Source organism: Paracoccus sp. Z118 (assembly GCF_019061185.1).
Lineage (GTDB): Bacteria > Pseudomonadota > Alphaproteobacteria > Rhodobacterales > Rhodobacteraceae > Paracoccus.
This window is the reverse complement of record NZ_JAHQZU010000001.1, coordinates 121,420-133,384: the sequence shown is the minus strand read 5'-3', so window position 1 is coordinate 133,384 and position 11,965 is coordinate 121,420. Positions and strand designations below refer to the sequence as shown.

10 protein-coding genes, 1 tRNA gene and 2 pseudogenes are annotated in these 11,965 nt (G+C 67.0%); 6 read left to right on the top strand and 7 right to left on the bottom strand.

Annotation, left to right across the window (positions count from 1 at the left end; translation table 11 throughout):
- The first annotated feature begins 6 nt into the window (after nucleotides 1-6).
- Nucleotides 7-579, top strand: a complete 573-nt coding sequence (ilvN, locus tag KTN05_RS00705; RefSeq protein WP_217327445.1) for an acetolactate synthase small subunit — start codon at nucleotides 7-9, stop codon at nucleotides 577-579.
- Nucleotides 580-684: 105 nt separating this feature from the next.
- Here ilvN and KTN05_RS00700 read toward each other — a convergent pair whose 3' ends face one another.
- Nucleotides 685-990, bottom strand: coding sequence for a hypothetical protein (locus KTN05_RS00700; protein ID WP_217327444.1), 306 nt, complete (start codon nucleotides 988-990; stop codon nucleotides 685-687).
- Between the two features lie 139 nt (nucleotides 991-1,129).
- Complete coding sequence (locus tag KTN05_RS00695) at nucleotides 1,130-1,936, bottom strand: M48 family metalloprotease (protein ID WP_254367873.1); 807 nt, start codon at nucleotides 1,934-1,936, stop codon at nucleotides 1,130-1,132.
- Between the two features lie 121 nt (nucleotides 1,937-2,057).
- On the opposite strand from KTN05_RS00695, the gene KTN05_RS00690 reads away from it, so the two are divergent.
- Nucleotides 2,058-2,300 (top strand): hypothetical protein, encoded by a 243-nt coding sequence (locus KTN05_RS00690; RefSeq protein ID WP_217327443.1) that lies wholly within the window; start codon nucleotides 2,058-2,060, stop codon nucleotides 2,298-2,300.
- Between the two features lie 23 nt (nucleotides 2,301-2,323).
- Here KTN05_RS00690 and KTN05_RS00685 read toward each other — a convergent pair whose 3' ends face one another.
- From KTN05_RS00685 to cysS, 4 genes are all read right to left on the bottom strand, one after another.
- On the bottom strand, nucleotides 2,324-3,370 hold the full coding sequence (locus KTN05_RS00685) for a chemotaxis response regulator protein-glutamate methylesterase (protein WP_217327442.1): 1,047 nt from the start codon (nucleotides 3,368-3,370) through the stop codon (nucleotides 2,324-2,326).
- A gap of 88 nt (nucleotides 3,371-3,458) precedes the next feature.
- A complete protein-coding gene (locus KTN05_RS00680; RefSeq protein ID WP_217327441.1) occupies nucleotides 3,459-4,211 on the bottom strand; it encodes a squalene/phytoene synthase family protein in 753 nt (250 codons plus the stop codon).
- Nucleotides 4,208-5,824, bottom strand: a complete 1,617-nt coding sequence (gene cimA, locus KTN05_RS00675) for a citramalate synthase (protein WP_217327440.1) — start codon at nucleotides 5,822-5,824, stop codon at nucleotides 4,208-4,210. Before cimA ends, KTN05_RS00680 begins: the two co-directional genes overlap by 4 nt.
- Entirely contained in the window at nucleotides 5,821-7,275 is a 1,455-nt protein-coding gene (cysS, locus tag KTN05_RS00670; protein WP_217327439.1) for a cysteine--tRNA ligase, read from the bottom strand. Before cysS ends, cimA begins: the two co-directional genes overlap by 4 nt.
- A 176-nt stretch (nucleotides 7,276-7,451) precedes the next feature.
- Between cysS and KTN05_RS00665 the strand changes: the two genes are divergently transcribed.
- A tRNA-Ser gene (locus tag KTN05_RS00665) sits at nucleotides 7,452-7,541 on the top strand.
- A 629-nt stretch (nucleotides 7,542-8,170) separates the two neighbouring features.
- Here KTN05_RS00665 and KTN05_RS00660 read toward each other — a convergent pair.
- Nucleotides 8,171-9,514 (bottom strand): IS110 family transposase, encoded by a 1,344-nt coding sequence (locus KTN05_RS00660; RefSeq protein WP_371823247.1) that lies wholly within the window; start codon nucleotides 9,512-9,514, stop codon nucleotides 8,171-8,173.
- 71 nt (nucleotides 9,515-9,585) lie between these two features.
- Between KTN05_RS00660 and KTN05_RS00655 the strand changes: the two are divergent.
- The 3 genes and pseudogenes from KTN05_RS00655 to KTN05_RS00645 all read left to right on the top strand — a co-directional run.
- Nucleotides 9,586-10,014, top strand: a pseudogene (locus tag KTN05_RS00655) (integrase core domain-containing protein); the annotation flags it as partial.
- Nucleotides 10,000-10,424, top strand: a pseudogene (locus KTN05_RS00650) (ATP-binding protein); the annotation flags it as partial. The pseudogenes KTN05_RS00655 and KTN05_RS00650, both read left to right, overlap by 15 nt.
- A 77-nt stretch (nucleotides 10,425-10,501) precedes the next feature.
- Complete coding sequence (locus KTN05_RS00645; RefSeq protein ID WP_217327438.1) at nucleotides 10,502-11,887, top strand: PLP-dependent aminotransferase family protein; 1,386 nt, start codon at nucleotides 10,502-10,504, stop codon at nucleotides 11,885-11,887.
- The last annotated feature ends 78 nt before the right edge of the window (nucleotides 11,888-11,965 follow it).

The following is an 11,965-nucleotide window of genomic DNA, read 5'->3' as shown; positions in this document are numbered from 1 at the left end:
GACGTCATGTCCGCACTGAAACTGGCGCAAGGCGCATCCAGCCACTCCGCCTACGATCTGCGCGACCCCAACGCGCAGATCGAGGAGCGGCATATCCTGGCCGTGCTGGTCGATAACGAATCCGGGGTGCTGGCGCGGGTGATCGGCCTGTTCTCGGGCCGCGGCTACAACATCGACAGCCTGACCGTGGCCGAAACCGACCACGCGGGGCATCGCTCGCGCATCACCATCGTGACGCGCGGCACCCCGTCGGTGATCGAACAGATCAAGGCGCAGCTTGGCCGGATCGTGCCGGTCCATCAGGTGAACGACCTGACCGTCGAGGGGCCGTTCGTCGAGCGCGAACTGGGTCTCTTCAAGGTCTGCGGCACCGGCGACAAGCGGGTCGAGGCGTTGCGGATCGCGGATATCTATCGGGCGAAGGTGGTCGATTCGACGCTGGAAAGCTTCGTCTTCGAGATCACCGGCGCGCCCGAGAAGCTGGAGGCGTTCGCCGACATGATGCGACCGCTGGGGCTGTGCGATCTGGCGCGGACCGGGGTGGCGGCGCTCGCACGAGGGGCAGCGGCGCCGAAGTGATCGGCGGCCGGACGATTCGTCGTCCCGGCCGTCACGCCGTTAGCGGAATTTCCCATGCGGCGTAGGGAAGCGCGCGGCGCAGGTGCAATGGCGCAACTGCCAGCCTTAGAAGGCGGCAACGGCACGGCCCCACCGGGCGCTTTCATCCGCAGGTGCCGCTTCGGCCGCGTGGGTTGCGGATCGGTGCGGCGGCGGCCTTCTCACCTGCGCATCGTCCCAGCGGGTGACGCGGCGGGCATAATGGAAACCGGCGGCCCGTTCCTCGCTCAGGCGCACGATCTCGCCGCAGTCCGGCCAGCCGGCGTCCAGAAAATCCGCGGCGGATTCGAGATAAGCGAGCCCGCCATTGTTCTCGCACCAGACGACCGCCCGTTTCTGGTCCGCATTGCTCCACAGGATTACGCCAATCACGTTCCGCTTCCCTCGACTCGATAAGCGGATTTTTGCCGAGCCCAATGCGAGTTGGGAATCGTTAATTAACCAGAAGGTTGCAATCCGTATGCAATGGTGTGCCGTTGTGCCATTTGCGCCACTACCCGGCTGACTTCAGTCAACTCGCCCGGCCCGTTCTCACATCGCTCACCGCTCGGGTGACCTGCGCCTGCCGCGCCGCCCGGCTGGGATGCGAGCCGAGGATCTGGTCGCCGGGATCGGGCATCCGCTCGAAGAACTTCGCGCCGCGCACCGGATCGTAGCCGCCCTTCATCGCGATGATCGCGCCGAGATAGTCGGCCTGAAGCTCCCATTCCTTCGAATAATACCGCGCCCCCATCTGCGCCCCGATCCGCTGCGCCACCTCGATCGAAGGAAGGCTGACCCCGCTCGCCGCCGCGATGCCGGTGACGATCACGGCCCCGGCCGAGGCGGCCGACTGGCGCTGGCTGAGATGGTTCAGGATGTGGTGCGAGGCCTCGTGCCCGACGACGAAGGCCAGCTCGTCCGTGTTGCGGGCCTGCGTCAGCAGCGACAGCGTGAAGCCGATGATGGGACGGCCCTGATTGTCGAGCGTCTGGAAGGCGTTCGCCTCCAGCCCCGTGCGGTCGTCCACGACGAACTGATAGTCGCAGTTGATCGGCGTCCGGCGGCGGGCGAGGCATTCGCGCTCGATCGCCGGCTCCATCGTGCGCAGGACCGACAGGAAGTTCGCCGCCGCCTCTCTGGTCGAGGGATGCGGCGCATCGGGCTCCGGCTCCCGCACGATCGCGACATCCTGCGGCCCGGTGCCCACCACCGGCGCCACGCAGCCCGAAAGGACGGCTGCGGCCATGACTGCGGCGACCAGCGACCGGACAGTTCCGGTCGGGGCGGAGTTTCGGGCCTGCTGGGTCGTCTGGAACATCGTCTGGTCGTCTCTCATGGGCGCCTTCGTCTGACGCACCATAATCACGATCGGGACGCCGCGCCACGGGGGCGGTTGCACTTGTCCCCCCATCACGCGATTGTTCGGCCTCGCCCAAGCCGATCAGGGGAGTGGCCGCATGTTCACGATCGAGCACGACTTCGACGCGACCGTCGTCACGCTGATCGACGAGGTCCGCCAGGGCCGCAGGCCGCTGCTGGAGGACGTGGTCATCACCGCCTTCGACGACCGGGTGGTGATCACGCAGGCGGATGCCGATACGGATGCGCTCAGCACCGTTGTCCTGAGCATCGAGCAGTTGAACGAACTCCGCGCCGCGCTGAACCTGCCCGAGGGGAATTACCGCGTCACCCGAGACTGACCGGGAGGCCGCCCTCAGCCGGGTCATGCCGGCACCGCGGAACGGCTGGCCGATTTCAGGATTTCCGGCCCCAGTTCGCAAAGCGGCAGCACCCGTTCGGCGGCCCCCATCTCGACCGCCGAGCCGGGCATGCCCCAGACGACAGAGCTGTCCCGGTCCTGCGCCAGGCAGATCGCGCCGGCCTGCCGCATCTTCAGCAACCCGGCGGCGCCATCGCGGCCCATGCCGGTAAGGATCACGCCGATGGCGCGGCGCCGCAGCGGCACCGCGGATTCGAACAGCACATCGACCGAGGGACGGTGGCAATTGCGCCTGTCCCCCGCTTCCAGACGGCACGCGGGCTTGCCGCCGGAGATCGTCAGATGCGCCTCGCCGCCGGGCGCGATATGGACCTGACCCGGCCTCAGCCGCGCCCCGTCGCGGGCGAGGGTGATTTCCGGCGCGAGGGTGCGGTTCAGCCGCTGGACGAGGCTGGCCAGAAACGCGCCGGGCATGTGCTGGGCGATCACCGTGGGGGGGCAGTTCGCCGGGAAGCTGGCGAGGATCTGCTGCAGCGCGTCAACTCCGCCCGTCGAGGCGCCGATGAGGACGTAACGGCCGTTCCAGGCGAAATCCTGCGCGCCCTTCGGCACGCGGCCCGCCGGGGCGGGCGCAGGGCGCGCCGCGCGCGGCCGCACCCGTGCGGTCGCCGCGGCCACGACGATGTCCGGCAGCATCGCGAATGTTTCCGCCTTGTCGGCGAAGGCAGGCTTGCCGATGCACTCCACCGCGCCGAGTGACAGCGCCTCGATCGCGGCGGCGCTGCCGGCGTGGGTTTCGGCCGAGACCATGACGACCGGCATCGGCCGCGCTGCCATCAGCCGCGCAAGAAAGGCGAGGCCCGATTCGTCGGGCATCTCGACATCCAGCGTCAGGACCTCGGGGCGCAGCTCCGCGATCTTCTGGCGGGCCTGCAAGCCGTTGCAGGCCTCGCCCACGACCTCGATCCGGGGATCGGCGGTCAGGGCCAGCCGGATCAGCCGCCGCATCGTCAGGGAATCGTCGATCACCAGAACCCGGACCGGCTTCATGGTCCGTCCGCGGCAAGGGCTGGGTGGAACATGGCGGCTCCGTCAACAGACATGGCGGAATGTCTGGCACGGAAAGCTGAAGATCCGTTTAACGGCGGCCCCACCAGCGGCCGGTCAGCGCCAGCCGCATCAGCGCCGCGCGGCGGGCGAAGTCGGAGGGCGGCGGCGGCAGCGCCTCCCCCGCCGCGAGGGCGCGCAGCCGAGCCTCGGCACCCGTGCCGGGATAAAGGGCCGCCGCCCCATACCGGGGCACCAGATGGCGGCCCTGCCGTGCCGTCGCCAGCGCCTCGATGCCCTCGACCGCGAGCGCCCGCGCGGAGCCCGGATCGCGCAGACCGAGGTTCATGGCGGAAAGCGTCGGCTCGGCCCCCAGCCAAGCGGCCAGCCCTGCCCCGCGCGCCTGAGCGGCGATGACCGGCCCGGCCGGTTCCGGCATTCCGACCGCCCGCGCCGCTGCGGCCATGAGCGTCCCCGCGGTCGCGTCGATATAGCTGCGCAGTTCGGCCGCATCCTCGAACGGGCGGTGCTCGGCGTCGCGCAACCTTCCTTCGGCCAGTGCCGACAGGCGAGCGGCATCGGCGCCCCAGGCATCATGAAGCGGCGTCAGCATCTCGTGCGGCGGAGGCGGTGCGTCCGCCAACGCCGAGAGCCGGTCGATCCACCATTGCACCCGGATCTCCGCGATCATCGGATCGCGCGCGGCCAGCGGGGTGCGCGCCAGTTCCAGGTTGAGCGCATACAGCGTCACCAGCCGCGCCCGCGCCTTCGGCGGGGCCAGCAGCGCCATGGCGTGGCGGTCGGGATCGTCCTGTCGAAGCTGCGACGCCAGCGCCTCGGTCATGCGGCCGCGCCATCGCGGATCAGCTTCCAGCGGATCGCGTCGATCAGCGCCTCGAAGCTGGCGTCCACGATATTGGCCGAGACGCCGACAGTGGACCAGGACCGCCCGGCCCCGTCCACGAAATCGATGGTGACGCGGGTCACCGCGTCCACCCCCACGCCGATGATCCGCACCCGGAAATCGGCCAGCGCCATGTCGTCGATCGAGCCCTGCCACGGCCCCAGATCCTTTGCGATCGCCGACCAGAGCGCGCTGACCGGTCCCCGATCCTGCCCCGCCGCATCCGTGCCGTCGCTGACCGACATCACCCGCTCGTCGCCGACACGCAGAACGACCACGGCCTCGGCCACCGAAATGCGGTGCCCCTTGGCGTTCAGCCGTTGCTCGACCGTGACACGGTAGCGCTCGACCTCGAAGAAATGCGGCAACCGCCCGAGTTCCGCCCGCGCCAGCAGCTCGAACGAGGCCTGCGCGGAATCATAGGCATAACCCTGATCCTCGCGCGACTTCACCAGATCGAGGATACGGGACAGCGCGGCGTCACCCCGGTCCACCTCGATCCCCGCCCCGGCCAGACGCGCGCGCAGGTTCGACTGCCCGGCCTGGTTGGACATCGGGATCACCCGCTCGTTGCCGACCGTGGCGGGGTCCACGTGCTCATAGGTCTGCGGCGCCTTCAGGATCGCGCTGGCGTGCAGCCCGGCCTTGTGCGCGAAGGCTGAGGTGCCGACATAAGGCGCGGCGCGGGAGGGCGCGCGGTTCAGGATCTCGTCCAGCCGGCGCGAGATGCGGGTCAGATCGGCCAGCGCCTCGGGCGTCACGCCGGTCGTCAGGGTCGAGCGGAACGGCTCCTTCAGGACCAGCGTCGGGATCAGCGTGGTCAGGCTGGCATTGCCGCAACGCTCGCCCAGACCGTTCAGCGTGCCCTGCACCTGCCGCGCCCCAGCCTGCACGGCGGCGAGGGTGCAGGCCACCGCGTTGCCGGTGTCGTCGTGGCAGTGGATGCCGAGCCGGTCGCCGGGGATACCGGCGGCGATCACCTCGGCGGTGATGCGGCCAATCTCGGCCGGCAGCGTGCCGCCATTGGTGTCGCACAGCACGATCCAGCGCGCGCCAGCGCCTTGGGCCGCCCGCAGACAGTCCAGCGCATAAGCCGGGTCCGCGGCGTAGCCATCGAAGAAATGCTCGGCATCGAAGATCGCCTCGCGCCCCTTGGCGATCACATGCACGACCGAGGCGGCGATGTTGTCGAGGTTCTCCTGCAGCGAGATCCCCAGCGCCTCGCGCACATGATAGTCGTGCGCCTTGCCGACGAGGCAGACGGCGCTCGTTCCCGCATCCAGCACCGCCGCGAGCACGTCGTCATTATCGGCCGACCGCCCTGCCCGCTTGGTCATCCCGAAGGCGGTCATCGTGGCGCGAGTCCGCGGCGCCGAGGCGAAGAAGTCGCTGTCCGTCGGGTTCGCCCCCGGCCAGCCGCCCTCGATGTAGTCGATGCCGAGCGTGTCGAGCATCTTCGCGATCTCAGCCTTTTCGGCGGCGGAGAACTGCACGCCCTGGGTCTGCTGGCCGTCGCGGAGGGTCGTGTCGTAGAGGGTGAGGTGGGCGGTCATAGGATTCCGTCCAACTTGTCCGGATCAAAGTTTGGACCGCGTTCCCAAGCGATGGCGCCGCCTGGACCATCCTTAATGAGCACTCCCGCAGCTTCGAGTTGTGCTCTAATTCGATCCGCGGTGCTAAAATCCCGTGCCTGCCGTGCATCCCGCCGCGCTATGGCAATCTCCATGATCCGCTCGCCCACCTCGTCGGCAATCTCCAACCACTCGCCAATTTCGGGGAGAAGCAGACCAAGCGCCTGCGCCGAAGTCACGAAGTCGGCAATTTCATCACCAACAGAAGGAAACTCATCCTCGTAATACGCAATTCGGTGCTCGAGTCGAGTAATCGACCGATACATTTCGTGCAAAGCGGCCAGGGCTTCCGGTGTGTTGAGATCATCTGCAATCGCGGTCACGATTTCAGAAGCTGCTGTCCCGGATTGTGTGACGCCACCGGCTATGCCACGCCATCTTCTTAAGGTCGCCTCCGCCTCCCGCACCTTCTCCGCCGTCCAGTCCATCGGCTTGCGATAATGCGTCATCAGGAACACATACCGGATCACCTCGCCCGATATCCCCTGATCCAGCAGATCCCGCACCGTGAAGAAATTGCCCAGCGACTTGGACATCTTCTTCCCCTCGACCTGCAGCATCTCGTTATGCAGCCAGACGCGGGCGAAATCGGCCTGAGGATGCGCGCAGCAGCTTTGCGCGATCTCGTTCTCATGGTGGGGAAATTGCAGGTCGATCCCGCCGCCGTGGATATCGAAGCTCTCCCCCAGCAGCGCGGCCGACATGGCCGAGCACTCGATATGCCACCCCGGCCGCCCTCGGCCCCAGGGCGAATCCCAACCCGGCAGGTCGCCGCTGGACGGTTTCCACAAGACGAAATCCATCGGATCGCGCTTGAACGGCGCCACCTCCACTCGCGCCCCCGCGATCATGTCGTCCACCGACCGTCCTGAAAGCTGCCCATAGGCAGGATAGGAGCGGACATCGAACAGCACATGCCCCGCCGCCTCGTAGGCGTGGCCCTTGGCGATCAGGTCCGCGATCATGTCGATCATCTGCGGGATGTAGTCGGTCGCCCGCGGCTCATGGTCGGGCCGCAGCGCGCCGAGCGCATCCATGTCGGCATGATACCAGCCGATCGTTTCCTCGGTCCGGGCGCGGATCAGGTCCTCGAGGCTGCGCGGATCCCCCGCCTCCTTGCGCGCCAACGCGGCGGCGTTGATCTTGTCATCGACGTCGGTGAAGTTGCGGACATAGGTGACATGCCTGGATCCATAGACATGCCGCAGCAGCCGGTAGAGCACGTCGAACACCACCACCGGCCGCGCATTGCCCAGATGCGCCCGGTCATAGACGGTCGGCCCACACAGATACATCCGCACATCGGCGGGGTCGATCGGCACGAACGCCTCCTTGCGGCGCGTGCGGGTATTGGTCAGCTTGATCTCGACCATGAGGCCCCCTTCGGCGGGGTTCGGTCACGCGTGAACGGCCCGCCTGTCCCTGTGTCAGACGGTAATGCGGCAGATCATGGCGATGCGCGCGTTCATGGCGCGGACTTAGCAGCGACGTGGGACCGCGACAAGCGCCTTGCCGGGACGCGCGGGTTGCGCTAACCAGACGCGCTGCGGGAGGCGTGGCAGAGTGGCTTAATGCACCGGTCTTGAAAACCGACGTGGGGGGGACTCCACCGTGGGTTCGAATCCCACCGCCTCCGCCACTTGCCCGCGCGAAAGCGTTCTCCCCATCCGGCTGCGGCCGGATTTTTCCGTTATTTTCGAGGGTTATGCGGGACGAACTGAGCACTGGCCCTGCCGCCAGGAGGCCCGGAAGCGCTCTCTCCGGCGCAATATTCTCCCGACCTGTTGCCTGCGCCGATTTGGTGAATTGGCCGCAAGCCATTGATTAATAATGATGACTACTACGAAAAAATCTGTATCGTTCCGACAATCCAACCGAGGGCCGACCGAAACCCGGATCGAAATCTTCGCAGCCAGTGAACTGACGCTCATTGTGCTCCCGGAAGAATGGAAGACCAGGCAGGGCGCGTTCGTCAGCATGTAGCGAGATATACTCCGGCCATGAAGCTCGCCGGCGATGTCGCGCCTCAGCCAATCGACCTTCGCGAACCGGCGGTAACCTTAAATTTTCCGGCTGTCATAGGCCCAATGCAAGAGCGCCTGGCGCTGGCGCGGCCTGCACATTGGATTGCCCGGCTCGCAGTTTCTTCTCACCTGCGACACGTGCCGCCTCATCGCATTCCAGCGTCCGATCTGGCGCGCGTCCTCCTGTGGCAGGCGGCGACCCAGATAACAGCGGCAATACCACTGGAACCAGCCGCGCGGATCATCAGGATGTATCCACCCCTTCCGTCGCCATTCCGACAGGGGCTGGCTGGCGTCCACGCCGAAATAGTTCAGGGAACAGTCGCGGCGGGCGGGCGCGAGCTTGGCGCGTGCAAACCAGCTCGCGGGGAACTCCGCGCGGCAGTCGGTGAGATATTTCCCGCAGAACACACCGAGTTCGAGCATCTGCCTGGGCGTCAGCTCGGGGTGGACGGAGATCCGGGTTGTGCCGATCTTGCGCGATGTAGCGCTCGAACTTGTCGCGGAAGCTGTTGGCCGGCTTGAGCACGGCCGTCTGACCGGCCAGCCAGAGTGTGCGGCGCAGCCGGGCATTGCCATACTTCGAGATCTTGCTTCTGCCGCGGAACAGGCCGGACTGCACCGTCGCCAGATCCATACCGCAGAACTTCAGGAACTGCCGGTGATGGCGGAAGCGCCGCAGGTCGCCGGCCTCGGCCAGCACCGCAAGCGCATTGATCGGGCCGATACCCGGAATCGTGCGCAACAGGCGATAATCCGGGTGATCTCCCAGAAGCTTGGCGGCGCGCGCCTCAATGGCATTGCGCTGCTGGATGAGGCTGCGCCCCTGGGCGAGCACGAGGCGGAACATGCTTATCGCATCTGAGTCCGGTGCCACGGGCAGGCCCACGGAAGTCCTTGAGGTCTCGTAGATATCCGCCAGAAGAGCGGCCTTGCTCACGCGACGACCGATCACCGGCCACGCCACCTGAATGAAGGTCTCCTTGTCCATCGCCGTGATCATGTGCGGCGATGGGAAGGCCTCCAGGAACGCGAAGAACCAGTCGCCCCGCGAACTGCGGTGGAACCGGTCCGCCTCCGGGAAGTAGAGCGGGAGGTAGTGGGTCAGGATCCGATGCCACAACTCGGTCTTGGAGCGTGCGACCATCTCGTAGGTCTTCGACAATTCCTGGATGTCGCTGGTGCCGGCAACCAGAGGGTCGTGAAAGACCTGGACGGCGCCGATCTGGAGCATGTGCAGGATGACCTGGGCGTCCTTCGGGTCGTTCTTGTCCCAGCTGTTGTGCAGCGCCTCCCGGGTGCGGGCGAGCGCGACCGAGGAAACCAGCTTCAACTCGAAGCCGGCGGCGCCCAGGGCGAACATCAGGGCGCGGTGATAATTGCCTGTCGCTTCGAACCCGATCGTGACGGGCAGCTCGAAGCCGCGCAGAGCTTCGATCAGGCGCCGGTAATCGGCCGCGGTGTTCAGGACCGTCATCCGTCGCCGCCGCGTCTTGCCGGGCACGGCGATCAGAACCTCATGGCGGTGCTTCGATATGTCGATGCCTACCAGAACGCGGGCACCCGTCGTATCATGGGCCTTGGTCATGGCCGGGGTCTCCTCTGAGGTGTGGTTCGCAAAACCACCATAGAGACCTGAGCCCCGGCTATGGCCGCCCGCTGCGCAAATTGCTGGCTTCGCGCGCGGCCATAGCCCTCTTCAGCGCTTCATTCCAAACATGCTACGGCATCCAGTTCGCCGACCAGCCGCGCAATCGGAACACGCCCTGGTCACGGCAGATGCGCTTCGACATGATCTGCGAGGCCCACGGGATCGAGCACAGGCTGACGAAGCCAAATCATCCGTGGACCAATGGCCCGGTCGAGCCGATGAACCGCACGATCAGGGAGGCGACCGTCAAGCGTTTCCACTACGACGATCACGACCAGCTGCGCGCGCACTTGGCCGACTTCATGGCCGCCGACAACTTCGCGCGTCGGCTCAAGACGCTGAACGGCCTCAACCCCTGTGATTAAATTTGCAAGGTCTGCATCTCAGAGTCGGACAGATTCATCCTCAACCCGATCCATCAGATGCCGGGACCGAACAACCAGGCCGTCGCCGATCTTGTCGGGCAAGGCGCGCCAATCTTCGAGGCCGCCGTGCCGATCCTGACGCAGCTCCTGAAGGTTGAGGTGGCCGAGCGCGAGGTGCGCTCCATCGCCTATCACATGAAGGCCGCGCGCTTCCCGGCCTACAAGGATCTGGCTGGCTTCGACTTCTCGGCCAGCGAGATCAAGAGGCCGCGGTGCGCCAGCTCCACCGCTGCGAGTTCATCGACGGCGCGCAGAACGTTGTGCTGATCGGCGGGCCGGGCACCGGCAGGACCCATGTCGCGACCGCCTTGGGCATCCAGGCTATCGAACACCACCGCCAGAAGGCCCGCTTCTTCTCCACCATCGAACTGCTCAACGCGCTCGAGCATGAAAAGGCCAGGGGCAAGGCCGGGCAGGTCGCCGAACAGGGGCCAGCCGCCGTTGCCAGAACAATTCCGCAATGTCTTGCATCTTCGCGCCGATGCGCTAGCAGCAAATCATGACATCGTGGATGCCCGACCGCGCCAGCCTGACCCGACCGGCCTATCTGTCGCTGGCCGAGCAGCTTGCGCAGGCGATCCGGCGCGGCGATCTGGCGGCGGGCGAGCGGCTGCTGCCGCAGCGCCAGCTTGCGCATCGGCTGGACCTGTCGCTCCAGACCGTGTCCCGCGCCTATGAGGAGCTGATCCGCCGCGGGCTGATCGCGGGGGCGGTGGGGCGCGGCAGTTTCGTGCTGCCGGCGGCGGCGGAAACGCGGCCGCCCTATCTGGTGCAGCGCAGCGGCGAGGTGGTGGATCTGTCGATCCTCAAGCCCGTCACCGACCGCCTGCATGTGGAGCGGATGCGCGAGGGGCTGATATGGCTGGCGCAGAACATGCCGCCGCAGGACGCGCTGTCGTTCCGGCCGAACTCGATCATGCCGCCGCATCAGCACGTCGCCTCGGACTGGCTGGCGCAGGGCGGCATCGACGCGAGTCCCGACCGGATCGTCATCACCGACGGGGCGACGCCCGCGATCTCGACCGCCGTGATGACGGCGGTGCCGCCGGGCGGAACGCTCGCGGCGGCGCACCTGACCCATCATCTGCTGATGCCGCTGGCCCGCTATCTGGGCCTGCAGCTGGAGCCGCTGGCGGTGGACGACCACGGGGTCGTGCCGGCATCGCTCGACCGGGCGGCGCGGCGGGGCGGGCTGCGGGCCGTCTATCTGCAACCCGCCGCGATCAATCCGCGCGCCGTCCTCTCCCCGGCGGATCGCCGGGCCGAGATCGTCGAGGTGGCCCGCCGCCACGATCTGACGATCATCGAGAACGACGTGCTGAACGCGCTGATCGTGGACCGCCCGCCCCCCTATGCGGCCCTCGCCCCCGAACGGGTGCTGCATGTCAGCGGCTTCACCAAGATCACCCTGCCCGGCCTGCGGCTTGCTTATCTGGTTGTGCCGGAACGGCTGGCGACGGCGGCGGCGAACCGGCATCTGGTCACGAACTGGGTCGCGACCCCGGTGATGGTGGAGTTGCTGAGCCACTGGCTGACCGATGGCACGGTGGCCGAGTTGATCGGCTGGCAGCGGGGCGCGCTGGCGGAACGCCACGCGCTGGCCGCGCAGATGCTGGCGGGCCTGCCGTTCCGCGCCCATCCGCAGAGCCTGCATCTGTGGCTGGAACTGCCGCCCGACGCGCCCGAGGATGATTTCGTCGCATTGGCCCATTCGCGCGGCGTGGCCGTCGCCTCGGGCCGCGCCTTCCGGCTGAACGAACGCAGCGGCGGCGGCGCGGTGCGAATCGCGCTCGGCTCGGCCGACATGGGTCAGTTGCGGCATGCGCTCGGCGTCATATCCGGCATGATGGCCCGCACGGTCGAGCCGATCCTGCCGATGATCTAGGCAGTTACGGGGTCAGCCACCCCTGCCCACACCCCCAGATTGTAATGATCCGACTTTCGGATTGACATGACCCAGATG